This window comes from Salinicola sp. RZ23 (assembly GCF_003206675.1).
Taxonomy (GTDB): domain Bacteria; phylum Pseudomonadota; class Gammaproteobacteria; order Pseudomonadales; family Halomonadaceae; genus Salinicola; species Salinicola endophyticus.
In genome coordinates this window covers 12,370-39,200 of sequence record NZ_PZJK01000022.1, presented here as the reverse complement: position 1 = coordinate 39,200, position 26,831 = coordinate 12,370, and the positions used below count along the sequence as shown (strand labels likewise).

The 26,831-nt window shown below is 66.7% G+C and carries 26 protein-coding genes and 1 tRNA gene; 6 read left to right on the top strand and 21 right to left on the bottom strand.

Going from position 1 to position 26,831, the window contains the following annotated elements:
* The first annotated feature begins 1 nt into the window (after position 1).
* A tRNA-Thr gene (locus tag DOM67_RS19205) sits at positions 2-77 on the top strand.
* A gap of 244 nt (positions 78-321) precedes the next feature.
* On the opposite strand, the gene DOM67_RS19200 is transcribed toward DOM67_RS19205, so the two are convergent.
* From DOM67_RS19200 to DOM67_RS19915, 20 genes are all read right to left on the bottom strand, one after another.
* A complete protein-coding gene (locus DOM67_RS19200; RefSeq protein WP_110678854.1) occupies positions 322-1,092 on the bottom strand; it encodes a TSUP family transporter in 771 nt (256 codons plus the stop codon).
* Positions 1,089-1,928 carry a TauD/TfdA family dioxygenase gene (locus tag DOM67_RS19195; protein WP_198651879.1) on the bottom strand — a complete coding sequence of 280 codons (840 nt, stop codon included), beginning with the start codon at positions 1,926-1,928 and terminating at the stop codon, positions 1,089-1,091. The genes DOM67_RS19200 and DOM67_RS19195 overlap by 4 nt, the downstream gene beginning before the upstream one ends.
* Positions 1,929-2,434: 506 nt before the next feature.
* Positions 2,435-2,872 (bottom strand): hypothetical protein, encoded by a 438-nt coding sequence (locus DOM67_RS19190; protein WP_110678850.1) that lies wholly within the window; start codon positions 2,870-2,872, stop codon positions 2,435-2,437.
* A complete protein-coding gene (locus DOM67_RS19185) occupies positions 2,872-3,204 on the bottom strand; it encodes a hypothetical protein (protein WP_110678848.1) in 333 nt (110 codons plus the stop codon). The genes DOM67_RS19190 and DOM67_RS19185 overlap by 1 nt, the downstream gene beginning before the upstream one ends.
* Positions 3,205-3,207: 3 nt before the next feature.
* Complete coding sequence (locus DOM67_RS19180; RefSeq protein WP_110678846.1) at positions 3,208-4,311, bottom strand: hypothetical protein; 1,104 nt, start codon at positions 4,309-4,311, stop codon at positions 3,208-3,210.
* Complete coding sequence (locus tag DOM67_RS19175) at positions 4,311-5,180, bottom strand: hypothetical protein (protein ID WP_110678844.1); 870 nt, start codon at positions 5,178-5,180, stop codon at positions 4,311-4,313. Before DOM67_RS19175 ends, DOM67_RS19180 begins: the two co-directional genes overlap by 1 nt.
* Positions 5,180-6,628 (bottom strand): hypothetical protein, encoded by a 1,449-nt coding sequence (locus DOM67_RS19170; RefSeq protein ID WP_110678842.1) that lies wholly within the window; start codon positions 6,626-6,628, stop codon positions 5,180-5,182. The genes DOM67_RS19175 and DOM67_RS19170 overlap by 1 nt, the downstream gene beginning before the upstream one ends.
* Positions 6,625-11,745, bottom strand: a complete 5,121-nt coding sequence (locus tag DOM67_RS19165; RefSeq protein WP_110678840.1) for a hypothetical protein — start codon at positions 11,743-11,745, stop codon at positions 6,625-6,627. Before DOM67_RS19165 ends, DOM67_RS19170 begins: the two co-directional genes overlap by 4 nt.
* Before the next feature lie 102 nt (positions 11,746-11,847).
* Positions 11,848-12,147, bottom strand: coding sequence for a DUF1799 domain-containing protein (locus tag DOM67_RS19160; protein WP_157958921.1), 300 nt, complete (start codon positions 12,145-12,147; stop codon positions 11,848-11,850).
* A gap of 53 nt (positions 12,148-12,200) precedes the next feature.
* Entirely contained in the window at positions 12,201-12,524 is a 324-nt protein-coding gene (locus tag DOM67_RS19155) for a hypothetical protein (protein WP_110678836.1), read from the bottom strand.
* A 163-nt stretch (positions 12,525-12,687) separates the two neighbouring features.
* The gene (locus DOM67_RS19150; protein WP_110678834.1) at positions 12,688-13,632 is read right to left on the bottom strand and encodes a phage tail tube protein; all 945 of its coding nucleotides are present in this window, start codon (positions 13,630-13,632) and stop codon (positions 12,688-12,690) included.
* 397 nt (positions 13,633-14,029) lie between these two features.
* Positions 14,030-14,437, bottom strand: coding sequence for a Mor transcription activator family protein (locus DOM67_RS19145; protein ID WP_110678832.1), 408 nt, complete (start codon positions 14,435-14,437; stop codon positions 14,030-14,032).
* 164 nt (positions 14,438-14,601) lie between these two features.
* A complete protein-coding gene (locus tag DOM67_RS20195) occupies positions 14,602-15,933 on the bottom strand; it encodes a hypothetical protein (protein ID WP_232825321.1) in 1,332 nt (443 codons plus the stop codon).
* A 108-nt stretch (positions 15,934-16,041) separates the two neighbouring features.
* Positions 16,042-16,392: a DUF4224 domain-containing protein gene (locus DOM67_RS20035; RefSeq protein ID WP_198651878.1), complete on the bottom strand. Its 351-nt coding sequence runs from the start codon at positions 16,390-16,392 to the stop codon at positions 16,042-16,044.
* The gene (locus tag DOM67_RS19130) at positions 16,382-16,597 is read right to left on the bottom strand and encodes a TraR/DksA C4-type zinc finger protein (RefSeq protein ID WP_110678829.1); all 216 of its coding nucleotides are present in this window, start codon (positions 16,595-16,597) and stop codon (positions 16,382-16,384) included. Before DOM67_RS19130 ends, DOM67_RS20035 begins: the two co-directional genes overlap by 11 nt.
* Complete coding sequence (locus tag DOM67_RS19920; protein WP_157958920.1) at positions 16,590-16,835, bottom strand: hypothetical protein; 246 nt, start codon at positions 16,833-16,835, stop codon at positions 16,590-16,592. The genes DOM67_RS19130 and DOM67_RS19920 overlap by 8 nt, the downstream gene beginning before the upstream one ends.
* 73 nt (positions 16,836-16,908) lie before the next feature.
* A complete protein-coding gene (locus tag DOM67_RS19120; RefSeq protein ID WP_110678828.1) occupies positions 16,909-19,377 on the bottom strand; it encodes a replication endonuclease in 2,469 nt (822 codons plus the stop codon).
* On the bottom strand, positions 19,374-19,802 hold the full coding sequence (locus tag DOM67_RS19115) for a hypothetical protein (protein WP_110678827.1): 429 nt from the start codon (positions 19,800-19,802) through the stop codon (positions 19,374-19,376). Before DOM67_RS19115 ends, DOM67_RS19120 begins: the two co-directional genes overlap by 4 nt.
* Positions 19,803-19,810: 8 nt before the next feature.
* Positions 19,811-20,359: an ogr/Delta-like zinc finger family protein gene (locus DOM67_RS19110; RefSeq protein ID WP_110678825.1), complete on the bottom strand. Its 549-nt coding sequence runs from the start codon at positions 20,357-20,359 to the stop codon at positions 19,811-19,813.
* An 88-nt stretch (positions 20,360-20,447) separates the two neighbouring features.
* On the bottom strand, positions 20,448-20,777 hold the full coding sequence (locus DOM67_RS19915) for a hypothetical protein (protein ID WP_157958919.1): 330 nt from the start codon (positions 20,775-20,777) through the stop codon (positions 20,448-20,450).
* A gap of 135 nt (positions 20,778-20,912) precedes the next feature.
* Between DOM67_RS19915 and DOM67_RS19100 the strand changes: the two genes are divergently transcribed.
* The 5 genes from DOM67_RS19100 (at position 20,913) to DOM67_RS19910 (ending at position 25,298) form a co-directional block, all read left to right on the top strand.
* On the top strand, positions 20,913-21,704 hold the full coding sequence (locus DOM67_RS19100) for a LexA family transcriptional regulator (RefSeq protein WP_198651877.1): 792 nt from the start codon (positions 20,913-20,915) through the stop codon (positions 21,702-21,704).
* A gap of 102 nt (positions 21,705-21,806) precedes the next feature.
* On the top strand, positions 21,807-22,472 hold the full coding sequence (locus DOM67_RS19095) for a hypothetical protein (RefSeq protein WP_110678821.1): 666 nt from the start codon (positions 21,807-21,809) through the stop codon (positions 22,470-22,472).
* Positions 22,473-22,618: 146 nt separating this feature from the next.
* A complete protein-coding gene (locus DOM67_RS19090; protein ID WP_110678820.1) occupies positions 22,619-22,981 on the top strand; it encodes a hypothetical protein in 363 nt (120 codons plus the stop codon).
* A 13-nt stretch (positions 22,982-22,994) separates the two neighbouring features.
* A complete protein-coding gene (locus tag DOM67_RS19085; protein WP_110678818.1) occupies positions 22,995-23,336 on the top strand; it encodes a hypothetical protein in 342 nt (113 codons plus the stop codon).
* Between the two features lie 450 nt (positions 23,337-23,786).
* Complete coding sequence (locus DOM67_RS19910; RefSeq protein ID WP_157958918.1) at positions 23,787-25,298, top strand: hypothetical protein; 1,512 nt, start codon at positions 23,787-23,789, stop codon at positions 25,296-25,298.
* A gap of 104 nt (positions 25,299-25,402) precedes the next feature.
* On the opposite strand, the gene DOM67_RS19075 is transcribed toward DOM67_RS19910, so the two are convergent.
* On the bottom strand, positions 25,403-26,041 hold the full coding sequence (locus DOM67_RS19075) for a hypothetical protein (RefSeq protein ID WP_110678815.1): 639 nt from the start codon (positions 26,039-26,041) through the stop codon (positions 25,403-25,405).
* Between the last annotated feature and the right edge of the window lie 790 nt (positions 26,042-26,831).

Sequence of the window (26,831 nt, the reverse complement as noted above, 5' to 3'; positions counted from 1 at the left end):
CGCCGACATAGCTCAGTTGGTAGAGCAACTGACTTGTAATCAGTAGGTCCCGGGTTCGACTCCTGGTGTCGGCACCAGAGCTTAGAGATTGATTTACAAGGCTTTTTTAGCCTTGAAGATAACCGCCCTCAAGGCGGTTTTTTTGTGTCTGCGTAGTAGGCCCGCGTAGCAGACGTCCCACCGTATTGCTGACCCGACCCGACCCGACCCGACCCGACCCGACCCGACCCGACCCGACCCGACCCATGAGAGAGGCTGAGCCGATCGGGCGAGCGTGCGCGTCTGCTTGGGATCTGAGCCGCCGGCGGGGCGGCCGTGCGGTCACAGGTTCTGGTAGAACATCCTCGCCGTCATGATGCCGGTGACGACGATGAACAGTGGTCTGACTACGGCCGAGCCGTTGCGCATGACCAAGTGACTGCCGAGGTAGGCGCCGAGGATCTGGCCGGCGCCCATGGCCAGCCCGATGGCGTAGTTGACGCTGCCCGCGGCCATGAAGAAGGCCAGCGAGACGACATTGCCGGTCAGGTTCAGGGGCTTCGAGGTCATCGAGGCGTGCTTGATGCTCATGCCCTGCAGGATCAGCAGCGAGAAGACCCACAGGGCGCCGGTGCCGGGGCCGAAGAAGCCGTTGTAGAAGCCGATGAGCAGGCCGAAGGCGACCAGGTAGACCGGGGTCGGCATGACCTTCCGGGCCGGCAGGTCCCGGCGCAGCTGCTTCGAGAACAGGGTGTAGAGCAGGATCGCCAGCATCAGGAACGGGATCAGGGTGTCGAGCAGCGCGTGGGAGGCGATCAGCGCCACGCCGGTGCCGGCCAGGGCGCCGAGCGCGGTAAACAGCATGCCGCCGATCACCAACTCCCGGTCGAGCTGGCCATGGCGCAGGTAGGTGGCGAAGGAGGTTGCTTCGCCGATGCTGGCCTGCAGCCGGTTGGTGCCCAGCGCGATCGAGGGCGGTATGCCCAGCAGCAGCATGGCGGGCAGGGAGATGAGCCCGCCGCCGCCACTGATGGCGTCGATGAAGCCGGCGACAATGGCGACGACGAACAGCGTGAGCAGCAGGTGTTCGCTCAGGAAGGTGAAGACGGTCATGCCTCGAGCCCCCGGTCATTGACGGTGATCCGGTCCATGACCCGTAGCGCGCCGTGGTAGTCGTTGACCGCATGGTGGTGGACGAGGCGGTTGTCCCACAGCGCCACCATATCTTTTTCCCAGGTGAGCCGGAAGGTGAACTCCGATTGGGCGATACGCTCGGTGAGATAGCGGATGAGGGGCTGGCTCTCTTCCCGAGTCATGCCCTTGAAGGCCAGGGCGTGCTCCTCGTTGATATAGAGCGCGCGCTTGCCGCCTCGCGGGTGTCGCATGACCGCAGGGTGCACGGCGCGGTAGGTGTCCGCCTCGCTGCCGCTGAAGTTGGTCAGGTGCTGACCCCGTTGGGTGGCATGGACATCGGAGGCGAACTCGACCTCCTGGCTTTCCAGCAGCGCCTGCAGCCCCTCGGAGAGCGAGTGAAAGACCGCCTCGGCGTTGCTGAAGACGGTATCTCCGCCGAGGGGCGGCGTTTCTCGCGCGGTCAGGAAGGTATAGTCCGGCGGTGTCTCCAGATAGGTGGAGTCCACGTGCCACTTACCGCTGAAGTTCTGCCGTTGCGTTGGGGTTTTGACGATCTGCACGATCTCGGGGTAATCCTCGATCCCCGAGGCGAAGGGGTATTTGGCAATCTCGCCGAACTGGCGTGCCAGGGTGAGATAGTCGTCGTGGGAAAAGCACTGGTTTCTGAGAATCAACACCTTGTAATGCAGCAGCTCATTTTTCAATTGCGCTGCCAAGGGGGCATCGATATCGCGCACTTGAATGCCGCGCACTTCTCCCCCCATATGGGAGCCGGTCGGTAGGATCTCATAACCCCATTGCGTGATCGTATCCATGGTTTTCCTGTGGCGTTTTGCTGGGCGCGTGCCGTTGCGACGGCGCACGGATGCCGGCGGTCGCGCGAAGCGGACCGGTGCGTGGCACGGGGTCGACATCGGGAAAACCGGGGTCTTGTTAATGGCGCTTGGGCTATCCCTGATATCCATGGTCTAGCGCCGTCGGTGGGCGCAGATGACACAGGAGTCTCATGAGCTCAATGAGCGCCGATTATCGGTTCTGGTGTGTCGAGTATTATCGTTGGTGTTAGATGACGGGGCGCTAGTCTAGAGTTGGCACTCAGGCTTTTCAATCATACATCAGAGACAGTTTTTGTAAGATAAATCCTACAATGTCGCCGAATCATCGAAGCGTTCAACGATGAGTGATAGATATCGTCTGATAATAACGATAGAGCGCTATTCTGGCGTGTCGCGGCGCTGGCAGGTGGCGATGGGAGCTGGCAGGTAGCGATGCCGGCGGCACGGATCACTGCCGTGCCGCCGGTGGGGGATATGACGTCAGCCTAGCGGGCCGTCAGACGCTCCCAGGTCACCGCCAATGCCGCTTCCGGCGTGGTGGCGGCCTGGATCGCCCATTCGCCGCGTTGCCGGGTGCCTGTGAACGTCTGCCAAGCGATAAAGGCTTCGGCGCGGGCGAGCACGGCGGCGGCGAGCTGCGCGAGCGTCTCGGTACCGTCGGTGCCATTGCGCCCGGCGAGGATTGCGGAGAGCGCCGGGGTCTGGGGTGCCGCGCCCGGCTGGCCGGCGTCCTGCCACGCTCGATAGGCCGTGGCCTCGGCCTGCTGGGTGCCCCAGCTCAGGCGCTCGCTCTCCGGGTAGTCTCGGATCAGCGGGCCAGCGGCGGCTTCGTAGCCCTGGTTGAGGCGCTGTAGCGCGGTGGCCCGGGCCTCGGCGAGACGCTCGGCGTCGGTGGGTGCCGGGGTGTGGGTGAAGGTTGCCATTAGAGTTGCACCTCGTAGTCGTCGCGTTGTCGATCCCAAGCGGCGTAGCGTGCGGCGAACTCATCATCCGGCTCATCGTCCTCGCGCATCGGCTCGGGACCGTAGTCGTTGAGCACCCAGACGGTCAGGCCCGCCTCGGTCTTGGTCGCTTTGAGGACCGGCATCCAGGGCAGTGTGTTGGAGGCGAAGTCGTCGAAGGTGCCATGGCCGGCCTGGCTAAAGTCGAGCACGTCGCACGTATCGCCAATCGTCACGGTGAGCGCCTCTCCCTCGGCGGAGAAAGACGCCGGGGCGTAGTCGCGTTGGCGCTGCGGGGTCAGTATCAGTTTCATCGACTATCTCCAGTTGTACGTCGCGGTAAGGTGAACGCGTGGCGTGTAGTCAGCCAAGTCACGTTTTTGCAAGTCACCGATCTGCGCGACTACCGTTGATCCGTTGCCGCTGGGGTAAGCTCTGAGATAGCACATGTCCTCGTATCTGATCTCTTTTCCGGCATAGTCGGTGCCATCGGCGAAAACAATGGAAGGTGTGACCGATCCTGAACTGACGGCGCGTAGCGGAAGTGTCCAAACCGCTTGCTTGATGCGATTGCTCCCTACGGTGCCAGCATCCTCGGTCAGTGCGAAAAAGCTTTTACGCGCGATTGCGGAGCCATCTCCAAATTTGATCACGCTGCCGTTAGCATTCTCGTAGTGCTTGAAGAGAAAATCGGATCTGTCATCGGAGACGCTGCCGGCGTTGAAGCAACGAGACCATTTTCCCCACTCTTTTTTCGATATGTCGCCTATACGCTCATAGATATACAAGTCGCTGACGCCTATAAACTTCTGATAGATGAAGTTCATGTAGACACGGGATAAATTGATTAATAGTCCGGTATAGTTGCCATCGCCCAAGGGTCCATTGGACCACTGGGTGGCGATGGTGCCGATCTTGTTATCCCTTATCCAAGTGTCGAAATCGCGGCCAAATTCGTCCGCGATGTCTGGAGCCGTTCCACCCAGGCCCCAGGCCCCCACCTCCATCAGTTCGCCATCGGCCGTTCCCACATCCCTCGTCGCCGCGGTACCGACTTCGTTCGCCAGCCCCGAGCCGCGTTTATGCATGATCTGGTCGGCGTCGACGCTCTCCGCCGAGCGTGCCGCCGCCTTGGCGCTATCGGCGGCGGCGGTCTTGCTGCTGTTGGCCGCTGAGGCGCTGTTAGCGGCGCGGGTCTCACTGCTCTTGGCCGCGGATCGGCTCGCCGCCGCTGCCGTCTCGCTCTGCTTGGCGGCGGCGGCCTGGTCCGCCGCGGTGCGGGCCATGGCGACGGTGTTGTTGAGCGCCGGCACGAAGCGCAGGCGGTGACCACCGGCGGCGAGGCCGGTATCCGGGTTGGCGTCGTCGGTGACGGTGAGGCCGTCGCCGCCCAGATCGTCGGGAAAGGTGACTGTTGCCATCAGAGGATCTCCAGCAGTTTCAGGCTATGGGTATGGGTAAAGGCGTAGGGCTGGGCGAGCGGGTCGAGCTGCTGCTGCCGCGCGAGGAAGGTGCGGGCGAAGTTCTCCGGCCGGGCGGCGAGATTGAAGGCGTAGACCAGCTCGCCGTGGGTGCCGAGCACCCGCTGCAGCGAGTAGAGACGCTGGTAGGCCTCTTCTTCACTGAGCCAGTCGAGCGTGAAGGTGGCGGTGCGCCGCTGGCGCTTCACATCGGCGTACTCGGTGCGGTCGCCGGCCTCGGCGAACTCGGTGGCATTGTCGAAGCCGTGCTGGATGCCGTAGGAGACGTTGGTCGCCGGCTGCCAGGCGTCGGCGAGGAAGAGCCGGCCGAAGCGCACCGCGCCCTCCGGGTTGCCGGCGTCGTCGATCTCGACCCGCACGCTCTGGGCGAGCTGAACGTCGTCGGCGAACACCGTCAGCAGCGGCGTGTAGAGGTCGCGATCCTCCTCGGCGATGGTGCCGAGCCAGTAGTTGTCGTACTCCCACTCCAGCTCCGCGGTGGCGAAGAGCTGCGGCCAGACGGTCTGCCAGGCGCTGTCCCAGAGCAGGAAGCGCTGGTCCACATCGCCGTAGATCCGTACCCGGTAGCGCGCCGGGGCGGAGAAGGAGTGGGCGGCGATCGCCAGGCACTGGATCGGCCGCGGCTTGTCCAGGGTGATATCGAACCAGGTCGAGGCCGGGTCGGCGTCCACGCTCTTGCAGCGCACGGCGAGTGTCGGGTCCTGGGCCAGCGTCAACGGCAGGCTCGCCAGCCAGTCGCCGCCGGAGAGCGTGGCGCGCTCGACCCGGTTGGGCCAGCACAGGGTGATCGTGTCGGGATTCAGTGCCATCAGCCCCAAAGCTCCAGTGTGAGTCGCCCGCTACGGGCATTGATCTGCTGGCCGAGCACCAGCAGCGTGCGGCCGGCGGCGTAGCCCTGGCGCGGGGTGACGAGGGTGACCCGCTCGCCGATCGCCAGCCGGTGGTGGCTCACCCGCCCCTCCAGGGTCACCCGGTCGCGGCGTACGCTGACCAGTGCGAGAAGCGCTTCGGCGGCGGCCTGGGCGTCGTCGAGGTCCCGCAGGCAGGTGTCGAGGGTCAGCTCGCCGGCCAGCGGATGCCGTTCGAGCACCTCGGGGCGCTCGGCGATCGCCTCCCGGTACTGGCGCCCGAGGCGCGCCCGGCGCCCCTCGTCGACCACCCCGGCGAGATCGGTCTGCGTCGTTTCGAGCCGGTCGGCGCGCAGCGTCACCCGCCAGATCGGCAGGCCGTCGCTGCTGGCCCCGGTGGCCTTGCGCTCGAGGCTGACGATCTCGTGGTCGTGGATTGTCGTCGGCGTGTCACCGGTCTGCGTGAGTGGGGGCTCGAGCCGGGCGGCGCGCAGCGTGCCTTCGGCGTCGAGCCGCCACCAGCCGCCGGCGGTGACCAGGCGGTCGAGCAGATCGGCGGTGTTGGCGCTGTCGGTGACATAGAGCCCGACCCGGCCCAGCCCGGCCAGGGCGGAGGCGTCGCAGGGCTGGTCGACCTCGGCGCAGAGGGCGGCGATCACCGCCTCGATCTCCCGCTGCGCGGTATGGGCGTCGCAGGTCAGGCTGCCCGCCGGGGGGGCGCCCAGACGCAGATAGCCGCGCCAGGCGCGCCACTCGCCGGCGGCCGGGGCGGTGGTCTGGAGGGCGTCGAGAGAGGCGTACTCCGCCCCCGCGGTCAGCGCGGCGCCCTTGTCGTAGACCGCCGCGACTCGGCAGTCGTCGCGGCTGCTGACCTGGTAGATCAGCCTGGCGCTGTTGACCAGCACCGGCTGGGCGTTGCGCACGTCGCCATAGACCCGCGGCTTGGGCTGGCCCTGGATATCGTCGGCGGTGCCCTCGACGCCCTCGGGCAGCGCATTGCTGCCGGCGTAGGTCTGGTAGGGATGCGGGCGCTGCAGCAGCGCCTGGGGCGCGCGCAGCGTGAGCGCCACCGTCTGGCGCTGGTGGCTGAGCCCGGCGGCGGTCCCGCGCAGCACCTCGCGCACGCCCGCCTCGGTGGCCAGCCGGAGCACTACCGCGCGGCCATCCACGGCGTAGTCGGCCAGGTAATCCAAGCCGCCATCGGCGTTGATCAGGGTGGTCTCGCCGACCCCGGAGCGCTCGACGCCGACCACCCCGCCGGCATAGAGCCCGGCCTGATAGAGCCCCGGCTGCTGGATGCGCGGCAGGTAGAGGGTGTCGTCGGGGGCGTCGTAGGCGCCGTCGGAGAAGCGCAGCACGCAGGGCCGGTTCTCCGGGTCGCGGGCCTCGATGGTGAGCAGCCAGGTCATGCCAGCGCCTCCAGTCGGGCGCGGTCATCCAGCGCCTGGTTGCTGTCGGCGATGCGCGTGAGCTGGTCGATCGAGCGCTGATGGCCGGCCTGGGCCACCCGCACCCCGGCGCCCTCGTGGGCCTCGATCCGGCGCAGCAGCTCGGTGTTCTCGGCGGTGAGCCGGGCGAGACGTTCGAGCAGCGGCGCCAGCTCGGCGCTCTCCCGGTTACCGCCACCCCCCACCGGGGCCGGCGCGCCATCGAGGCGCACCCCGAGGGAGCCATCGGCACCGCGGGAGAGCGGCATGATCGCCTCCGGCCCCGCCTCGCCCATCAGCGCGGTATTGAACAGCGTCGGCTGGGTGATGATCTCGGCGCCGCCGAAGGCCCCGCCGATGTTGTAGGTCGGCAGGCGGTCGAGGGACTGCTTGAGCAGGGTGAGCTGCTGGGCCACCGAATCGCTGTTCTGGACCGCTTCGTTGTAGCCCTTGAGCAGCTCGCGCACCCGCTTCGAGGTGGGCAGGCCGGGGCGGTAGCGGTAGTCGTAATCGCCCGAGAGCAGGTCATCCAGGGACGACGCGCCGCGGCGCACGTTCTTGTGGTACTTGTAGTGCTCGGCCAGGCCGCCGCGGGTGCTCGAGCCGGTGGCGTTGGGGTCGCGGTTGAACGCGATCACCTTCTGGTAGCCATCGTAGGTCGCCTGCAGCGAGCGGATCTCGCCCTGCAGCGTCTTGCGCTGCTCGGCCAGCGTGCGGGCCCGCTCCTGGGCGATGCGCTGCTTCTCGGCGGCCTCGGCCGCCCGCCGCCGGGCCTCGATCTCGGCCGCCTGCTGCTGGGCCAGCCCCAGCGCCACCAGTGCCTCCTGCAGGCTCTGCATGGTGGTATTGAGGGTGATGAACTGATCGGTGGTGCGGCTCATCTCCGCGCTCAGCCCGGTGAGCTGGCGCAGCTGATCGAGGGCGCGGGATTCGAGGGTGCCGGTGTTGCCATCGACCCGGTCGGTGGCGCCCTTGATCGCCTCCAGCGCCGAGATCTGGCCATCGCCGTCGCGGTCGAGCTGCTGGATCAGGCTGCGGATCTGGGCGTCCGAGGCGATACCTTGAAGCCCGGTCTGCAGCTCGCCGAAGGTGAGCAGGCCATCCAGGTTGGTATCCAGCGCCGCGAACAGCGGGTCCAGCGCCGAGGCGATGCCGCCGGGCAACTGATCGACGGCGCTCGCCAGTGCGGCCTTGATCTCCGCGGCCACGTACTGCTCGGCGCTGACCTGATCGGGCAGCGCGCCGAGGGCCGCGACGATCTCGCCACGGATACGCTGATAGCCGCTGCCGGAGCCGTAGTAGGCCGCCCCCGCCTGCTGGTAGCGCTCGGCGTACTGGGTCAGCCCGCCGAGGGCGTCGCGGTCGCCGCTCTGGGCCTTGACCAACTGGCGTGCGAACTGCGCCTGGGCCGCCTGCAGATTGGGGCCGGGGGCGCCGCCGCTGGCCTGCTGCTGATCGACCCAGACGCCGATGCTGCCCAGGGTCTGGGCGAGCTGGCTCGACGCCTGGGCCAGGGCACGGCGGTAGTCGTCACTCGCCTGACGCGCCGCGGCCAGCGCCTGCTGCTCATCCTGCAGGGCCCAGATGCGCTGCTGGATCGGGCGCAGCGAGGCATCCAGCGTCTCCAGCTCCTGCTGGCGCTGCAGGCTGAGCGCGGCCTGCTCGCGGCCGGCCAGCTCGAGCAGGGTGATGCGCTGATCGAAGGCCTGGCCGGCGAAGGTCTCATAGGCCCGGCGCACCGCATCCTTGGCGGTCTCCACCTGCGACTGGGCCGCCGCCTGCAGGTCTTGCAACGACTGGTTCGTCTCTTGGATCGGGTCAGAGATCGCAGCGAAGGCATCGGCGATGCCCATCAGCTCGCTGTAGGTCTGGCGCCCGGCGGCGCTGTTGAGATCGAGGGACTCGACCACGGCGCGGAACTGCTCGCGGGTCGAGTAGGCCGAGAGCCCCGCGCGGTGGAGCGTCGGCGTGAGCTGAGCGATGGCGCGCTGCTGGCGCTCGCTCTCGCTGAAGAAGTTGGCGTAGTAGCGCTGGGCCTGGCTCTGCAGGGCGTCGAGGCCGCCGGCGAGCTGCTGCAGGTTCAGGGCCGCCTCGACCGCACGATCCCCCATGTTATCGAAGCTCAGGTTCAACTGATCCGAGATCGCCGAGACCGCGGCATGCGCCCCCACCCCGGCGGTGATCTGGGCCAGCGCGTCCTCCATCGAGCGGCGGGTGTCACTGACCACGCCGACGGCGTAGTGACGCACGCTGTCGCCGAGGCCATCGATCAGATTGCCGAGCTGCAGCGCCTGGGCCAGCTGCGGCACCGCCTTCTCCGCGGTCTTCGCGTTGATCACGCCGACCCGGTCGATCAGCGAGGCGGTCACCTCGGAGGCGCTTTGCGCGAGCGCCTGGGTGATCACCGCATAGCGGCGGGTGATGATCTTGCCCAGGGAGTCGTTATGGAGCTTGGTCGACCAGCCATCGAGGGCATCTCGCACCGTCTCGATCTGCTCGGCGCTGGCGCCGCTGGCCAGGGTCTGGTCGAGGGCGACCAGGGCATCGAGCAGCTTCTGTAGATCCTTGGGTTCGTATTTGGTCTTTTTGGTGAAGCCGTAAGCGCCGAAGGCGGACTCCCGGCCGCCGCCGTGCCGGAATCCCGCCTGATTGTCGCTGGCCCGGTTCTCGAAGCGCGCCTTGTAGTCGCGGTGGCTGCCGAACAGCGAATCGACCATGCCGCCCAGGGTCGAGCCGGCGAAGGCGCCGAGGGAGCCGCCGAAGAAGGTGCCGACGCCACCGCCGAGGGTCGCGCCCAGGTTTGAATTCGCCTGCTTGCCGAATAGCGAGGAGCCGAGCTTGTTGCCCACCTGGGTACCGGCGTAGGCCGCGCCGAGGCTCGCCAGGCCATTGAAGCCGGTGAAGTTGGAGAACGAGCCGCCCCAGAGGCCGGGGCTGGCGCCGCCGAGGGCGCTGTTGGCACCGGCCAGCGCCTGGCTGGAGAGGCCGCCGCTCGTCCCCAGTCCGGCGTTGATCGTCGGCGTGGCGCCGGTCCAGGCGATCGCCCCGAAGCCGTCGGTGATGCCCTGGTAGAGCGTCTTGCCCAGGCTGGCCAGATCCAGGCCACTGCCGCCGAATCCGCCGCCCGTGCCGCTCGCCAGGGCGCTGCCGGTACCGGCCAGCGAGCCCCCTACCGACAGCCCCAGCGAGGCGACGATACGCTTGGTGGTGTAGGTGTGGATGATCTCTGCCAGGGCCGAGATCGCCTGGGTCTTGAGCCCCTCGAAGGAGGTCTTGGCGCCGCCCAGCAGGCGCTGCCAGAAGCCCTGGAAGGTGTCGTCGAGCCCGGCGACCATCTGATCCAGAGTGCGCGAGAGCATGCTGGTCTCTTGGGTGACGCGCCGGGTCGCCTGGCTGGCGTCGAGGCCATAGGTCTGGGCGGCATCGCCTGAGTTCTGATATTGCTTGTCGAGGCGCGCATAGGCGTCCTCGAGCCACGCCACCGACTTGTTCTCGCGCAGCGAGTATTCGGTGAGGATGGCCTTTTGCTCGGCGTATTTGCGCTGACTTTTCTGTAGCGGATACAGCGTGTCCAGCAATGACTGGAGGCTGTTTTCGTACTGCCGCTGCGCCTTGGCCGCTTCTGTTTGCGTGTCGCTCAGTTGTTGGGCTGATTCATCGACCTTGAACAGCCACTGGTCGAGCGTCTTGAACGATCGTGCTCCCTGTTCCTGACGGGCAGCGGCCAGCTTCTGCTCGATCTCGCGCAGATTCTCCTGGGCTTCACCGAGCGCATTGATACCCGAAACCTGATCACCGAGGTTGCCGATACCAGTGATGCTGTAACCGTCGTCTTCGGCTTGTAGCTTGGCGAGTTCTTCCCGAGCCGCCGCCGCCTTGAGCGTGGCTTCTTCCAGGTGCCGATTCAACGACTGGAGAGATTGCCCGAGATCCTTATCGGACATCTTGTCGAGCTGATCGTTGAAGTCGGAAAGTTCATCCTCCGTCAGCCCCACTTGATGCTGTGTCAGCCCCAACTCTTCACGGAAGGTGTAAAGCATGCCGGCGGCTGCCACGACGACGCCCAAGGGCCCAAAGGCGGTGGCCATCACGCCGCGCAGCGCGCGCAGGGTGCCGGTCAGGGTGAGCGAGGCGCCGTTGGCGGCCAGGGCCCCGGTGGCGTAGGTCGCCAGGCTCTGGGCCAGATGCCCGGCGTAGAGCGAAGCCAGCACCTGGCCGGTGGTGACCAGGCCGTCGAACACCGCGCGCATGCCGCCGGCGTCGCGGATCAGCCCGCTCAGGCCGTCGGCGGCGGCGGCCAGACTCGGCCCGAGGGCGACCAGAAGCTGGTTGCCGAGCCCTTCCACCGCGGCGCCGACCTGGCGCAGGGCGCGGTCGGCCTCGGCGGCGTCGGCCAGTTCGAGGCCGGAGAGGGCCACACCCAGGGTGCGCGCCTCCTCACTGTAGGTGCGCAGCCGCAGCCCGCCCGCCTGCAGCAGCGGGTTGAGCCGCGAGGCGCCTTCGGCCAGGGTCTCGAAGGCGTGGGTGCGCTGGGCGGGGTCGTCGAGGCGGGCGATCGCCTCGGTGATCTGCTGTAGCTGGGCATCCGGGTCGAGGGATTGCAGCTCGCGCAGATCGAGATTGAGCTGGGCGAACACCCCGGCCGCGGCGCCATCGCCGCCATCGCCGCCGGCGCCGAGCTCGCCCAGGGTGGTCTGGAGCCGGGTGAAGATCTCGCCGACCTGGCTGGCTTGCAGCCCCACCTGCTGGCCGGCGTGCTGCCACTCTTGCAGCTTAGTGGCGCTAAGCCCGAGGGCCTGGGCCAGCGATTCGGTCTCGGCCAGCTGCCTGGCCTGATCGCGCAGGGCGCCCACGCCGGCGCGGCCGAGGGCGGCGAGCTGCCCGCCCGCGGCCCGACCCAGGCCCTCCAGGCGCTGGAGATGGCCATTGACCGTCTCCAGCGCCCGGTCGCTGTCCGCCATGGCGGCGGCGAAGCGCTGGCCGCTGCGCTCGGCGTCGCCGGCGAAGGTGTCGAGCGCCTGGGCGCTGTCGCGCAGCACGCCGGTCAGCGGCCGGGCGTCGGCGGTCAGGGTGACCCTGAGGAGGGAATCATTGGCCATCGAAAACGTGCTCCTGCTACAGCGCGTGAGTGCTATCTGAGAAGTCGGCGAGCGCAGCCCTCAATCGCCATCTGAAAAGTCGGCGAGCGCAGCCCTTTTCCGCTAGGTCTCCCGCATCGCCTCCAGCGCCCCGCGCTCAAGCCTTCGAATCTGCTGAAAGCGCGCCTGGGCCTGCTCGGGGGCGACACCGGAGAGCTCCATCACCACCTTGAGGGCGGCGTAGTCGAGCCCGCTCACGCCGCCCATCGGGGTCGGCTTCCACTGGGTCGCGCAGTCGAGGAAGAGCGCCAGCGCCTCCCAGTTCTCCGGCAGCACCGCGAAGGTTTCCGGGGTGTCGTCGAGGTCCAGCGTCTCGGGCACCCGGATGCCCAGCTCGGCGCACTCGCGGTGGAACTCGGCCACGCTGCGTGCCGGCGGGCGCCGGGCGCCCCGGGCCCAGAAGGCGCCGGCGTCGATCAGGTTCTGGGCCGGTTCTTTTTTGTGATGCTGTCGTGGTAGGCGCTGATCAGCGCGACGCTGGCCGCCGGGTCGTTCTTGACCGCCTCGAGCAGCGCCTCGCCGGCCAGCGGCTCGCCGTGCTCGCCCGGCACTTCGATATCACTGACCCCGACCAGTACCGCGTCGAGCAGCTTGGTCTCCTCCGGCAGGTGCTGGGCTTCGTCGTGGGGCAGCACCTTGAAGGTGGCGGTGAAGCGCCCGCTCTGCTCCTTGCCCTGCTCGTCGTAGAGGGTGACGACGACCGGCTGCTGGTAGGTGCGCTTGGGGTTGAGGGTGAACATGGGTGGCTCTCCTGTGGATCGACATGTGATCTGAAAACGGCCTGCGCTCGGCGACGTGGCGCTTTAGGCGCCCCGGCTCTGGCGCTGCCGGCGTCGCCGGCGGCTTCGGGCCGGCTAAACAGCGGCCGGCTAAACAGCGGCCGGCTAAACAGCGGCGCGGGCGTCAGCGGCAGACGATGCGCACTTCGTCGTCGCCGGCGACCGGTTCCGGGGTGTAGGGGATGGTCAGCATCTGGTCGCCTTCGTCGTCGGCGTAGCTCGGCGCCTGGATCGTGACCCGCGGCAGGTTGAGCTCCAGCGTCTTGCCCGCTTCGGTGCCGTGGGCGAAGACGATCGGGCCCGGTTCCCGCGCCAGCGCGCGCTGGAAGAAGTTGATCTCGGCGACGCCCGGGTCGTCGATCTGCATCGAGCCGGAGGGGGCGCGCCCGGTGATGGCGACGTCGTTGGCGTCGACCACGGTGCGGTGGCGGGTCTGTACCGCCATGTCGAGGCTGAACTGGCTGAACGGGGTCGAGTCGCGGCCGAAGACGCTGAGGTCGGTGTTGGCGCTGTTGATCGCCAGCGGCGCCTGCCAGGCACTCAGATCCACCGTCGGCAGCGCGGCGTCGACGATCGGGCGCAGCAGCGCCATGAAGGTGACGGTCATGGTCGGCACGCTCTGGGCGTTGAGCGCGAACTGCACCGTGCCCCGGGCGCCGCGGCCTTCGTGGAGGGTCTTGTCGACATGGCAGTAGAGGCGCCCGGAGGCTTCGTTGTCCGACACCGGGGTGTAGACGACCTGGGCCGGGGTATCGCCGTCGGCGGCGATCAGCGTTTCGGCGAAGCCGCAGGCGCGCAGCAGGCTGCCCCAGGGCGGTGCGCTGCCGGCGCTCTCCGGCGACACCATCTCGACCGCGAGCTGCACCTGCATATGCTTCTCGCCGGGCAGGCCGGGGGTGTTGCCGTAGTAGGGGCGGATCACGCTGCGCTGGATATCGTCGCCGGAGAGCGGCGTCACCTCGATCGAGGTGGGCTGGATCGCCGCCATCTCGGCGGGCATGGCCTCGGCGTTGTAGCTCGATTCGAGGCCGAAGCGAATCACGCGACGGTTGGTTTTCTGGTTGCTCACGTCAAGTCTCCCCGCCGGTCGGCGGCTGATGGAACATTGGCTCCGGCGCGGGGCGCGGATGGCCAGGGGCTGGTTGAACAGGGCCCAGCTTGACGGCCGCGGGGCGGCCAACCCAGTTAAGGCGTTTTACGAAAGATCGGGGCGCTGCGAGGAAGATCGAGAGGGCAGAGGGCTGCTTGTGGTCGGGCCGGGGCAGCGCTAACGCCAGGGGCTGACGCCAGGGATGGCGGAAGTCACGCCCAGGGAAGGGTTTACAGCGCCCTGGCGGTGCGCTGTCTTCGGTGCCGTGGCGCCTCGTGTTCGTCAACGAGGACGCCAACCGCGTTCAGGGAGGGAGGCGCCCGCCACCCCCGGCCGGGCCGGCGTTGCGCGGCTGATCTTTCTGGCGCCGGGCCGCCTAGAGCAGTGCCGGCTGGCGTCGCGCCCGGGCCAACCGCCGCTGTTGGGCGATGATGGCGTAGACATGCATCTCGCTGAGACGGTGGTGGGCGGCCAGGGCGGTGATGCTGGCGCGGGTGCCGTCGAAGGTTTCGAACATCTCGCGGTCGCGCAGGGCGGTCTCCAGCCGCTGGCCCCGGGGCAGATAGAAGGAGTGGCCGCCATGGTGGGTGGCCAGGGCGCGCACCGTGGTGAAGGCCCAGTGGCGCGCCTGGTGCGGCTCGGCGCCGGCGTCGCGGAAGGTGCGCTCGAGGGTGTGGATCAGATCGACGAGCCCGCCGGGCCACTTGGCCAGCAGCGCCGGGTCGTTGGGGGTGGCCGCGGCGTCATCGGGGATCGCCGGGAACAGCTCGAGGGTCTTGCTCATCGGGGTCGCCTCCGGGGGCGCGCGGCGCGCCGGGTCTGTGGGGCCTGGCGTCGTCTCGCGTCTCGTCGTGTCGCGTCAGATCGTGTCGCGGTGTCGCGTCGTGTCAGTTCGTGTCGTGTCAGGTCGTATCGTGTCGGGTTCGGCGCAGGCCGCACCGGCGCCGCTCAGGGCGCCGTGGCGTCGTAGCCGGGCCAGGGCACGAGGGGGACGCTGAGGTCGTAGACATCCATCATCGCTGCCGAGCGGTGGCCGCTGGCTTCGAGCTTGTCGTGGCGGGTGCCGGCGGTGTCGGTGATGCCGCGGCGCTTGAGGTCGTGCAGGCCGAAGCGCTGCTCGGGGCGGATCACGCGTTCGGCGATGGCGAGACGGATGAAGCGCTGCCAGGCGCTGTCGAGGCTCGATTTCTGCAGGGCGGCACCGTCGGCGGCGACGATCAGCGGCCGGGCGGCGGCGTCTTGGGGTACCGGCAGGGCGCGGGCGCGCCACAGGGCATCCCGGTGGCGGGTGGCGGCGTCCCAGGCGTGGCGCAGGCGCGGGTACCAGCGGATCACGCTGTCGCGGCTGCCCTTGCGGCGGTTGGTGTGCACGCCCGCCGGGGTGTGGTGGGCGTCGGTGAGGGTGACCACTTCGATACCGCGCAGGCGGCAGATATAGGCCAGCTCCATCACGATCCAGAGATAGGGGGCGCAGGCGCCAGCTTCGCCCCGGCGGCGCTGGCCGCGTTCGCGGGCGAACTCGGTCAGCGCGGCCACGGTCTCCAGCTCGGGCAGCCGGCGGCGGCGGCGTTCGCGGGCGGCTTCGACGCCGCGGGCCGGGTTGGTGTCGCAGTAGCCACGGTTGATGCCCCAGCGGAACAGCCGGCGCAGGTAGCGCAGCAGATGGTTGGCCTTGGCCGGGGTGCCGTCGCTGGCGATGCGGTCGACCAGACGCTGGACCAGCGCCGGCTGGAACTGGCGCGTGGGCAGCTCGCCCAGGGGCTTGCCCAGCTTGGTCGGCATCTCGATCAGCAGCTTGCGGCACCAGGCGTAATCCTGCTGGGTGCGCGGGGCGAGCTGCTGGAACTGCTCGGCGGCGTGGAAGGCGGCGGCGAGATAGGCCAGCGAGTCGCGGTCGAGCCCGTCGCGGTCGGCGGCGATCTGGCGCAGCTCGTCCAGGGTCGCCTGGGCGTCGGCGACATTGCGCCGGCGCAGGCGGTTGGCCTCGTCGCGGTACTGCCGATACCAGCGCCCGCGGCCGCGGGCATCGAAGTAGATCCCCGGCGGCAGCCGCGACTGGTCGATATGCGCGGGGATCGCCGGATGATGGCGCCGGCGGCCGCTCTCGCCAGCGTGATCGGCCTTGCCGCGGCTTCCGGCGGTATGGCGCGCTTCGCCGTGGCGTTGGGCGGTATGGAGAGCTTCGCCGCGGGGCTGGGCGGCGTTATCAGCGGCACCGCGGCTTCGGGCGGTATGGCGCGCTTCGCCGCGGGGTTGGGCGGCAGTATCGGCAGCGGGCATGGTGGCGTCCTTGTTCTGGTTCGAGTCTGGTTCGGGTCCGACTCGGGTCTGGTTCAATTCCGGTTCAGATCGGGGTCAAGTCCGGTTCGAGGCGCGTGACGCGCCAGGTCACAGCACCTGGCGCGGGTCGAGGGTGTCGTTGGCGGCGGGGTCGCCGAGCCCGCCGGCCTGGTTGATCAGGTCGAGGGTGGTCCAGGGGCCGCGGCGGCCATGGAACACCCGCACGCCCTGTTCACGCAGACAGCGGGCGATATCCGCCGGACGCTGGTAGCCGGTGATCTGGCGCAGCGCCTCGCAGCCGAGCACGCCGGAATGCGGGCCGGCGTCGGAGCCGTATCCAGCGCCGCGGCTGGCGTCGGGGCCGCATGGAGCGCCGAGGTTGGCTTTCCGGCTGGCGTCGGAGCCGTATACAGCGCCGCGGCTGGCGTCGGAGCCGCCAATAGAAAGATCAGCGCACATGGCGTTGCCTCCGTTCGCGCAGCGACTGGCAGTCGATGCAGGTCTCGCTCCAGGGCGCGGCGGCGCGCCGGGCGGCGGGAATCTCTTCGCCGCAGTCGGCGCACTCGTCGGCGCTGGCCTGGGCCTCGGGCAGCCGGTGGCGGGCCAGCGACTGGGTGAGATGGCGCTCGATCACAGCAAGGGCGTTGTCGGCAAGATCAGCCATGGGTCAGCTCCTGGACATGCTGGCCATCGCGGTAGGCGCAGCGGTGGTGGGTGACGGCCTGGCGCAGGGCTTCTTCGCTGTCGAAGGCGATCACCAGGGCGTAGCGGTGGCGGGTGGCGCCGCTGGCATCGCTGAGCACGGCCAGCTCGCCCGCCTCCTGCAGGGTGCCGCGGGCGATCTTCTCGGCGCCGCTCCTGGCGTGGGCCGGGTGCTGGCTCGGGGTCAAGGTCGTGGTCATGGTCTGGCTCCTGTTCGGGTTCGGGTTCGTGTTCGTGTTCGGGGGCAGTGTCTGAGTCATGGGTCGCTCCGGGTCAGTGGGGCGCGGGCAAGCCGTCACCGGCGCCTGGCCTCGCGGGCGGGGCGGCGGTGGCGGGCCTGGGGGTGTGTGGCGGTTGGCGCCGGGCGAGGGCGCGGATCAGGCGCTGTTCGACATCGGCGTTCTCCACCTCGGCGCGGGCGGCTTCGCTCGCGCGCCATTCGCGGTAACGGGCGAGCTGGGCCTCCAGCTCGTCTGGGGTCGGCGCCCGCGGGGTGAGCAGATGGCGCGGCAGCGTCGTCAGGGGTTGAGACGCGGGGGCCGTAGAGACCGGACGCGTCGTGGTCGTATAAGAAGCGGGGTCCGTACAGTTAGTGACACAAGTCCAAGGATCGGCGGCTGCGCCGCCTCCCGAAAATTCGCCAGACACCCCGCCCACGGCCAGGCGGCGCCTGGGGCGCACCTCCCAGCGGTAGAGGCGGGTGAGGTACTCGGCGGCATGGCCGCGGCGGTCGCTGACCACCAGCCCCTTGGGCACGCGGATCTCGTCGCCGTAGCGGCCGCGTTCGACCAGCCCCGGATTGACCTCGCCGCTGGCGTGGCTGACGTCGTCGCCGGCCTGGGCGCGGCGGAAGGCGGGGATCGACCACGGCTTGATCGGCTGCAACTTGCGCGGCGCATTGGGCCCGCCCATCAGGCGCAGGTAGCGGTCCCACTGGCCGGCCAGGGCGGCGGCGCGCACCCGGTGCAGCACCCGAGCGATGCTGGGGCGCGGGCGGGTGGCGGCTTCCCACTGCTGCAGGGTGTCCGCCTGGCGTTCGGTCAGCCGGCGCACCTCGCGCCAGACGGTGACGCTGGGCAGGCCGAGGAACTGGAACTGGCGGATGCCCCAGGTCGCCGCCCACGCCTCGATGCGCGGGGCGGCGTCGGTCAGCGCCTGGCCGTAGCGGTCGAGGTGGTCGCCCTCGACCCCGGCGCGGGTGAACTGCTCGCCGTTGAGGTTCTTGGAGATGTACTTGGCCACGTAGCCGGCGGCGGTGCCGCGGGCGGGGTCGATGGTCTCGGCCTTGAAGCGCGCCTGGGTCTTCTGCCCGCCGCGGTCGTAGAGCTCTTCCGGCGACTCCGCCTCGGCGTAGCCGCGCAGGGTCTCGGTCACCGCCGCGGCGTGTTCGGGCTTCGCCCACACCAGCAGGTGCCAGTGGGGGGTGCCGTCGTGGTGTGGCTCGACCACGCGGATGCCGTAGAGGCCGCGGCCCTCCCGGGCCAGGGCGGCGCGGGCCCGGGCCCACAGCGCCTGCAGATGCTGCTGGGCATCGCGCGGGGTGCTGCCGTCGTACTTCGGGTTGCGCTGGGCGCTGGCGGCGAGCACCGGGTGGAAGCGGCTCGGCGCGGTCAGGGTGAAGAAGAGGCCGACATGGCCCAGACGCCGCGCTTCGACCTCGGTATCGCGGATGCGCAGCATCAGCTCGGCGCGGCGGTGGTCCGGGTTGGCCAGCCCCAATTCAGCCAGCTCGGCCAGGGTGTAGGTCTGCCCCGCCTGGTTGATCGCCTCCAGCGTCTCCAGTAGGGCACGATTGCGCACCTTCTGGGCCCGGCGGCGGGTGAGGGTGAGCTCGCTGCAGTAGATGCCTGCACGTTTGTGCACCCGGCGCGCTTCGCGCAGCACCTGCTCCAGACGCCGCCCGGCGAGACGCCGCAACTGACGCCGCCACCAGCGCTCGCAGCTCAGCCGGGCGAGCTGGGACGCCGGCTTCAAGCGCAGGCTGGGCGGGGCGATACCGTGACGGCGAGCGCGGGCCCGGGCGCGTTCCAGCGCCAGGGTGTCGGCCACCGCCAGGGTCATCAGCGGGGCGCGCTGCCAGGTGAAGAGAGACAGCAGCGGCACGTCGCGGCGCGGTGGGGTCAACGGGTTGGGGCCGCGGGCGATGCGGGCGGCGCGGGCCCGGGCCTGGGCGGAGAGGGTCGCCCCCGGCAGCGGCGAGAGGCGGCGCGGCGGCGGCAGCAGCCCCAGACGCTGGCGGCGGTTGTGGCCGGCGATATTGCCGACGAGCTGGTGGCGCACGTCCTCCACGCCCCGGGCCTGGGCGCGGGCGTAATCGATCAGGGCGTCATCGTCGTGGCTGGCGTTGAAGGCGCCCAGGGTCAGGCGTGTCTCGACCGTCTCCAGCCAGGCGCAGCCGGCGGCGATGCCGTCCAGCGGCGTCTCCCCCTGGCGGCGGAGCTCCGCGAAGGCGCGGCGCAGGTCGGCGGCCAGGGTCGGAAAGCGCCGGCACACCCGCTCCGGCTCGATCAGCCCAGCGGCCCGGCGCGCCAGCCAGCGGTTACCGGCGGCGTTGCCGTGGCGGCGGGCCACGGCAACGAAGCCGGCGGCCAGCGCCTCGGCCAAGGTCGGCAGGCGCTCGAAGAAACCCTGGCGCCACTGCCGGCACTCGGGGGTGCCGAAGGTGCGGGCAGTCTCGAGGGCGCGGCCAGTCTCGAGGGCGCAGGAAGTCTCGAGGGTGCAGGAAGACTCGATAGCGCTCACGGCTCACCTCGTTCGATCAGCCCCAGCCAGTGGCGGGCCCCGGGGATATCGCCGCGATCCAGCGCGCGGCGGGCATTGGTGGCCAGCGCCCGGCTGGGATGCGGCGCCGAGCGCTGGCCCCGCAGGCTGGCGTGGAGCGCCTGGGCATAGCGGCTCATGCGGCCGATGGCGGCACGAATCGCCCGGCGTTCAAAGCGGTCGAGGGCAGCGATGGCGGCCTCGGCATCCCGCGGGTGCAGCCCGGCGCTGGCGACGATCGCCTTGCGCTCGCCCAGCTTCAGCCCGGCCCACAGCGACGCCAGATCCTCATCGGCACAGCGCGCGTGCAGCTCGGCGCGCAGGGCACCGAAGCCGGCGCGGCCGTCCGACGGGAGCTCGGTGGCGGGCGGCTGAGCGGAAAGCGAGGTGGATTCGGGAGCGCGCATGGCGGACCTCACGGATGCCGGGGCGTGGCGGATGCCGTGGCGTCGGCAGCGGCGTCTGTGTCGTCGCGCTCAGCGTCCCGTGACGGCAACGGCGCCATCGCTGGGGCCGGGCGGTAGGGCAGATGCGCCGCCAGACGTCGTGCATAGCCCGGATTGGGGATGCCGCTGGGGCTCACCGTCTCCAGCACCACGTAGTCGCCCTGGCCGGTCCAGCCGCAGGGGCCGAAGGTGCAGTGCAGATAGGCCATCCGGTAGTCCGGCAGCAGCTGCTTGGAGGAGCGCACTCGGCAGCGGGAGTGGCACGCCGGGCAGCGCCACTGGGGGCGCGTCTCGTCGGTCTCCGTCTCTGCCACCGCCTGCTGGCGGGCGAGCTGGGCCGCCGGGGCGAGGGCCGAGGGCGTGGTGGTCTTGCGCACGCTGTGCTGCGCCTGACCGCACCAGCCGCAGGCGGGCTCGGTGCACTGCTGGTAGCTCAGATCAGGCCCGCCCGGCAGATGCCGGGAGTGGCGCAGCCGGCTCGGCGCGCCGCATTCAGGGCAGGTCCAGAGATTGCGCATCGGCGCTCACCTCATGAAAAAAAGACAGATGGAGATCGACAGGGCGAGGGCGGCGGGCGAAGACGTGATCCCGCGCCGGGAGAACGCCCTAGCGCGCGTCGTCGGGGTTTGTGATCGAGGTGATCGAGGTGATCGAGGTGATCGGTGTGGCTGATGTGTTCGGTGTGGTCGATGTGATCGGTGTGATCGATGTGTTCGGCGTGGTCGTCATGACCGGGGCGAGCGGAGAGACCGGCGCCTCGGACGCCGCCTGCTGGGCCAGGCCGCGCAGGGCGAGCAGGCGCACGGTGGCCGAGAGCGAACGCCCCTCTGCCGTGGCCAGCGCCTTGAAGCGGTCGCGCTCCGCCGGGGTGAGCTGGGTCATCACCTGGCAGCGGCAGCCGTTGGGCGAGCGGTTAACGGGCGACTGAGACGTCATGTGATATTCTCCCTTGTGGAATCTTGAGCACGTCGGCGCCGAGAGGTCCGGTGGCGTGCTGAGTGCACGTTTGTGCATCTAATGGGAGAGGCTATTGCGCGAACGTGCAATTGTCAAAGGGTGAGAGGGAGAAAAGTGCACGTTTCTGACCGCCTCAAGCAGGAGAGACACCGGCTTTCCCTGTCGCAGGAAGAGCTGGCGCGGCTGTGCGGGGTCTCCAAGCGCGCCCAGGCGAGCTACGAGAGCGGCGAGCGCAGCCCGCGAGCGGAGTACCTCGAAGCCGCCGCCGGCGCCGGTGTGGATGTGCACTTTGTCTTGACGGGCCAGGTTTTGACGGGACATGTCCTGACCGGCCAGGTCTTGTCGGGGCAGGTGTCGGCCGGCAGCGCATCGACCGGCGCGGCATCGAGCGGCGATAGCCGCGCTGCGGTGGAGACGCCCGAGGGCGTGCGCGAGGCGGGGATTCATTATCTGAGCGGTGACCGCGCTTCGAGCGGCGCTGACCTTCACCCCAACGGCACGCTGCCGGTGCCGATGTACGACATCGAAGCCGCCGCCGGGGCGGGGCGCATCTTCGACGCCGAGCGCATCGAAGCGACCTTCTATCTCCCCGTCGCGCTGTTCGAGGCCGATGGCGTCGACCCCGCTCAGGTGGTCGGCGTGACCGCCCGCGGCGACTCCATGGGCGACACCATCCGCGACCGCGAGCAGGTGCTGGTCAACCGTGCCCAGCGCACGCCGGATGGCGTCTTCCTGCTGCGCATGGATGACGAGCTACGCCTCAAGCGGGTGCAGCGCGTCGCCGGCGGCGCCTGGATACTGATCAGCGACAACCCGGCCTACGAGCGCGAACTGATCAAGCCCGACGACCTCGCCTCGGTGGAGATCATCGGCCAGTGCTGGCGCAAGGTGGGCAGGGTTTTTTGAGGTTGTAAGACCAAGGATCTACCGAACATGACGGGCGACCACGCCCGCAAACCGGAACGAGCAGCCGCCAGAGCTGCCGAGACACACGCAAGGGAACACACAATGTCGATACGTTCACGCTGGCTGGCGGGCCTGGGTTGCCTGCTTGCCCTCTCCGGCTGCAAGACCGAGTTCGGCGTCGAAGTACCGCTCTCGCAACTGCTCGACCCGGCGGTCACCCAGATCCCCGGCACGGTGCGCTTCGAAATCCCCGGCTGCGACAGCTACGAAGATTCGCGTAACCCCTCGAGTTCGCTGGTGAAAGCCCAGGAGCAGGTGCCGACGATCTTCCCCCAGGCCGAGTTCAAGAGCTGCTACCAGCAGAAACTCACCAGCTGGGCCGAATTCTCGCTGCCGGTCGCCATCGACCGTGACGGTGATGCCGAAACCTTCGTCTCCACCGACACCCTCAGCCTCACCAGCGACCCGCGTCGGCTGCTGGGGCTGGCCATCCCCCCGGCGGTCCTCGAGCGCATCGACAAGGTGCAGCGCGAGAACCTGGGGCCCACGCCCGAGTACGAGGTTCGCCTGCAGGTGATCAACGACCTCGGGCGTGACGTCGACACCGCTGTGCTCGCGTCCTGGCTCGACGACGATCCGATCACCTTCGGCTCGGTGAACTTTGCCCAGGGTGAGACCCGCTCGCTGCGGCTCTCCAACGTGCTGATCGACCGAGCCATGCAGAAAGGGGAAGCCACCATCCTGGTCGACATGGACCAGGAGGGGTAAACCACAACAGCCCGGGCCGGCGACCGACGCCGGCCCGGGTGCAGCAGGGCAGTACCAAGGATCTACCGGAAGCGACGGGCGACCAGCCCGCACACCGGCAACAAGCGGCCGCCAGAGCTGCGCCATACCGCAAGGGAATCGACCCCATGACCGACAACACCCTCACCCCCGCTGCCAACGGCAGCAAATCCGCCCCCGTCAAAGCCGTCTGGGCGCTGCTGATCGTCGCCTGGCTCTGCTTTCTGCTGCCGCTCCCCGGCCTCGGCGTCTTCGTCGGCTGGCCGCTCAACCTCGTCGCCTTCATCGTCGCCATCGTGGTGATCACCCGCGGGCGCACCGGCATGGGCATCACCCAGCTCATCGTCAGCCTGATCGTCTCCCCGGTGATCTACTTCATCGGCCTGGCGATCTTCAGCGCCGCCTTCCACGACGACAGCGCCAAGGCCTCGTTCGATTACGGCCAGCTCACCCCGAGCTACGTCCAGAGCGTTGTGCAGACCCTGAGCTGAGGAAGGACGCACCATGAAACGCCTGTTCCTGGGCGCGCTGCTGCTCGCCTCGCTGGCGGCCGGCGCCGCCCATGCCGACAAGCTGCCGCGCTACGACGTCGAAGGCTACTGCAACCAGGTGGCGCAAGTCGGCGGCAGTTTCAGCAATCTCACCTATAACGGCTGTATTCAGATGGAGCAGTCCGCTTATAACAACCTCAAGCCCGTCTGGACGCAGCTCCCGGCCAGCATGCGCCAGGGTTGCCATGAGATTGCCAATGTCGGCACCCCGGGTGGCAGCTACAGCACCCTTTACGGCTGTGTGCAGATGGAGACGAACGCGGCGAACAACCGCCAGTCGTTCAACTTCGAGTGATGCCCCGCGCCCCGGCGGCCGCCCGGCCGCTGGGGTGATCGCCTACGACCAAAGCGGGTGGGGGAGGGGTGTGGTGGCGTTAGGAGTTGCTGTATAAGGAGATAGATGTGTGCGTTTTTGCCGTGCATGATTGACGTCTGGGTAGACCAGCCTACGAATGTGAACTGATCAGGCTAGATGATCTCGACTCTGTGGAAACTATCGGCCAGTGGCAGTGCCAGCGTGTCATGCCGTATGACACTACGCTCATTGGCGCACTCTGAAAGAAGCCCGAGAGCCTGGTTGGCATCAATAAGATTATCATGTTAAACAGTCGCGCTTTCAAAGGCGTTGAGTTTTGGACTTGCGACGAGGTCGACGACTTGGCTAGTACCTGTGGAAAAGCCGCCAGCGGCGATGCTATTCAGTCGTATTCTGTAATGTGCTGACTATTATGTAGGAGGGGTGTTAATGCTTCTGGGGCCTCGTCAAGAAAAGAAATCGATTTTGCAGAATATCTCTTTCGGCAAGCGAATTGCGGAAGAAGAAAGCTCCGAATTATCCGAGTATTTTGTCGAAACAGATCAATGGAAGAGAATTGTTAGTGGTGAGGTCGATGTTGTATACGGCGCCAAAGGGACTGGTAAGAGCGCTATATATTCTTTGCTCTTGCAAAAGGAGTATCAGCTTCTCGATAACAATGTAATATTGAAGAGTGCAGAGAAGCCTCAAGGGGCACCAGCCTTTAAAACCTTAGAAACACATTTGGATATCACGGAGAAGGAGCTGTCCAATCTTTGGAAGCTTTATTTTCTAAGCCTGCTAGGGGCTGCGTTTAGAGAATATGGTATTGAAAATCGCAGTGCAGATAATATTATTCGCCACCTTGGGGAAGCAAGGTTGCTGCCTCAAAAAATCAACTTGTCAAGTTTGCTTTCTAGTGCAATACAGTATGTTAAAAATCTCACGAAAGTTGAGTCAACTGAGACAGAGCTAAAGTTGGATAGCTCTGGTAATATTGTAGGCGTGGTTGGGCGGATTGTGTTGCGCGAACCTAGTGCAGATCTTATCGATAAAGGTTTTAATTCTGTAGATGAGCTTTTAGAAGAGGCTAACCAAGCATTAATAGACTACGGGTATAGTGTGTGGATCTTACTTGACCGTCTAGATGTGGCCTTCTACGAGAATGCTACTCTCGAAACAAGGGCACTAAGATCTCTTTTTCGTGTCTATCTCGATTTTATGGCATATTCGAAGTTGCATTTGAAGATCTTTATTCGTGATGATATATGGGCCAGGATTGTTGATGAAGGTTTTCGAGAGGCAAGCCATATCACGAAGACTCTAACCATTGGCTGGGATCCTGCCGGACTAATGAACCTAGTCGTCAGGCGGTTTGTCAATAACGAAGCTGTTGTCAGCTTGTACGGCCTTAATGTGAGCGATGTTCTTTCTGATACAGAGAATCAGACTGAAGTTTTCTACAAGGCTTTTCCCGAGCAGGTTGATATTGGGGCAAAAAAATCCACATCGTTTGATTGGATTCTGTCTCGAATCGTTGATGGTAATAGAGTATATGCTCCGCGTGAATTAATTCACCTTCTCGAAGTTGCTAAAAACGTAGAGATTGATCGGATTGAAATTGGTGATCGCGAGCTTTCTGGCGATAAGCTTTTTTCTGAGAAGTCTTTCAAGAATGCTCATGAGGAAGTGTCTCGCGAGCGTCTTGAGAAAACTATTCTTGCAGAAAATAGTGAGCTGAGACCTGCTATAAAATCCCTTTCCGAACAAAAAACTGAGCAGTATCTGGAAACCCTTTCTCGACTCTGGGATACGAGTGATGAAGAAACGGCAAGATTGGCAGCGCGGTTGGTAGATATCGGCTTTTTCCAAAAACGTGATTCAAAGGGTGAGGATACTTACTGGGTTCCCTTTATTTATCGTCCAGCCCTAAATATGGTGCAAGGAAAGGCGGTTAAGTGATTTGAATGTGCTCCCGCTTTTCCCTCTGTAGAACCTATCCTCGCTTCGCTCATCACCTCGATGTGTGAAGCGAAGACTACCCGCCAGCACCACCCACCCTCGACCTAACCCCTCGGCAGCCGCTTGGCCAGTATCACCGCCCCCAGGGCCTTGGTGGTGTTGTACTTCCCTCTGGCCTCGTCGGGGAAGGTCCAGCTCATCAGGTCCCATTCCAGCGTCTTCCGGAATCCCTTCATCTCTTCGATAAAGTCCAGAATCTGCGCTGACGTCACCGCCTGCGGGTTGGGGCACCAGATATTGAAGAAGGCGAGGCCGACACTGTTGACGTCGGTGCGGTCGCCCCGCGTTAGGGTCACAGCCGAGAGGGCGCTTTCCAGGGTGCGAGCCGCGAAGGCTTCGGCATTCTTGCCGCCAAGGTGGATATCCTCCTGCTTGGCTTCGATATAGTCCTGACGCCGCAGGTTGTCCGTGGCGAGCCAGAGATCGCAGCGGCCGTATCGATATTCGGCGTCGTCAGAGTGCTTTTCGTAGCGGAACTCTTCGATCGCGATAAAGCCGGCGCGCCAGGCGGCGGCGCTGAACACGCCCAGGTGAGGGCGTTCGGTGAAGTTGAAGATATGCTCTTCGCCGCCCAGCACACGGGAGTAGCGGTCGACCAGGGCGCGCCACTCCTCGCAGACTACGACCCAGTGGGTGAGGGGCGATTTTTTTGACGATAGCGCGATGCCGTTGATGCTGCTCATCGTTTTTCCTGTGGATCATGAACCTTGTCATCATCGGCAGCGGGGGCGGTGGCTTGATCCTGACACGTGGCGGAGCGGGGGCAGAGCGTGGGGCGACTGGCGGTGCGATGGGCGCCAAACCTACCCCTCACAAGGCCTTGGCTCGCGGCGTCGAGAAGGTCAAAAAATATTCCGAGACGGGGTGTTGCGTTATTCGGGCGGGCACATTATCGTTAGAGGTAGTCTGCAAGCGCGTCCCGCTGGCTTGTCGGCGTCCTGGATTGGATTCTTCTGCCCGCACGTCCCTGCGGGCTTTTTTTTGCTTGCGATTCGGGGCTGGGGCTGGGCGTGAAGTGGCGGCGCGGCATCCCGAGAATAAGTTACAGAAAGATACAATTACTGAAGGCGCTTGTCTTCTCCGGGTGCGCTGTCTCATCAGTTTGTCTAATACGGAAAAAGTCCGCCGCCGCCCCTGAAACCGCTAGAGTTTCAGCAAGGTGGCGAATTATCGGGCGGGAAATCAGAGGCGCTTATGACCTTGGTCGAAGCGGATACGAGAGGGCCATGGAGATACGTTACATTCCGTTGCAAATCTCTTGGATGGAACTCCATGCATTCGTATCGCTAATCTTGCTTAGCGGTTATGCTGCATTTGTCCAGGGAGTGGACGTTGTCAGGAACCCGGAGCATGAGGCTCTGTTGCCAGGGACGCGCGGAACGTAAGGGCCGCGGAAGCCAGCACCTTTAGGCCGTGCTGACTGAGGGCCCTTGCGCTTGCGTGGTGGCCCTCTTTTCATTCCTGCTTTCCTGC

Coding starts and splice junctions, on each gene's coding strand:
- DOM67_RS19185 (WP_110678848.1), bottom strand. CDS start 3,204: ATGAAACTGATACTGACCCCGCAGCGCCAACGCGACTACGCCCCGGCG.
- DOM67_RS19195 (WP_198651879.1), bottom strand. CDS start 1,928: ATGGATACGATCACGCAATGGGGTTATGAGATCCTACCGACCGGCTCC.
- DOM67_RS19110 (WP_110678825.1), bottom strand. CDS start 20,359: ATGCGCAATCTCTGGACCTGCCCTGAATGCGGCGCGCCGAGCCGGCTG.
- DOM67_RS19085 (WP_110678818.1), top strand. CDS start 22,995: ATGAAACGCCTGTTCCTGGGCGCGCTGCTGCTCGCCTCGCTGGCGGCC.
- DOM67_RS19200 (WP_110678854.1), bottom strand. CDS start 1,092: ATGACCGTCTTCACCTTCCTGAGCGAACACCTGCTGCTCACGCTGTTC.
- DOM67_RS19190 (WP_110678850.1), bottom strand. CDS start 2,872: ATGGCAACCTTCACCCACACCCCGGCACCCACCGACGCCGAGCGTCTC.
- DOM67_RS19145 (WP_110678832.1), bottom strand. CDS start 14,437: ATGAGCAAGACCCTCGAGCTGTTCCCGGCGATCCCCGATGACGCCGCG.
- DOM67_RS19115 (WP_110678827.1), bottom strand. CDS start 19,802: ATGCGCGCTCCCGAATCCACCTCGCTTTCCGCTCAGCCGCCCGCCACC.
- DOM67_RS19090 (WP_110678820.1), top strand. CDS start 22,619: ATGACCGACAACACCCTCACCCCCGCTGCCAACGGCAGCAAATCCGCC.
- DOM67_RS19180 (WP_110678846.1), bottom strand. CDS start 4,311: ATGGCAACAGTCACCTTTCCCGACGATCTGGGCGGCGACGGCCTCACC.
- DOM67_RS19130 (WP_110678829.1), bottom strand. CDS start 16,597: ATGGCTGATCTTGCCGACAACGCCCTTGCTGTGATCGAGCGCCATCTC.
- DOM67_RS19075 (WP_110678815.1), bottom strand. CDS start 26,041: ATGAGCAGCATCAACGGCATCGCGCTATCGTCAAAAAAATCGCCCCTC.
- DOM67_RS20195 (WP_232825321.1), bottom strand. CDS start 15,933: ATGCCCGCTGCCGATACTGCCGCCCAACCCCGCGGCGAAGCGCGCCAT.
- DOM67_RS19175 (WP_110678844.1), bottom strand. CDS start 5,180: ATGGCACTGAATCCCGACACGATCACCCTGTGCTGGCCCAACCGGGTC.
- DOM67_RS19155 (WP_110678836.1), bottom strand. CDS start 12,524: ATGTTCACCCTCAACCCCAAGCGCACCTACCAGCAGCCGGTCGTCGTC.
- DOM67_RS19920 (WP_157958920.1), bottom strand. CDS start 16,835: ATGACCACGACCTTGACCCCGAGCCAGCACCCGGCCCACGCCAGGAGC.
- DOM67_RS19095 (WP_110678821.1), top strand. CDS start 21,807: ATGTCGATACGTTCACGCTGGCTGGCGGGCCTGGGTTGCCTGCTTGCC.
- DOM67_RS19170 (WP_110678842.1), bottom strand. CDS start 6,628: ATGACCTGGCTGCTCACCATCGAGGCCCGCGACCCGGAGAACCGGCCC.
- DOM67_RS19165 (WP_110678840.1), bottom strand. CDS start 11,745: ATGGCCAATGATTCCCTCCTCAGGGTCACCCTGACCGCCGACGCCCGG.
- DOM67_RS20035 (WP_198651878.1), bottom strand. CDS start 16,392: ATGTGCGCTGATCTTTCTATTGGCGGCTCCGACGCCAGCCGCGGCGCT.
- DOM67_RS19915 (WP_157958919.1), bottom strand. CDS start 20,777: ATGACGTCTCAGTCGCCCGTTAACCGCTCGCCCAACGGCTGCCGCTGC.
- DOM67_RS19910 (WP_157958918.1), top strand. CDS start 23,787: ATGCTTCTGGGGCCTCGTCAAGAAAAGAAATCGATTTTGCAGAATATC.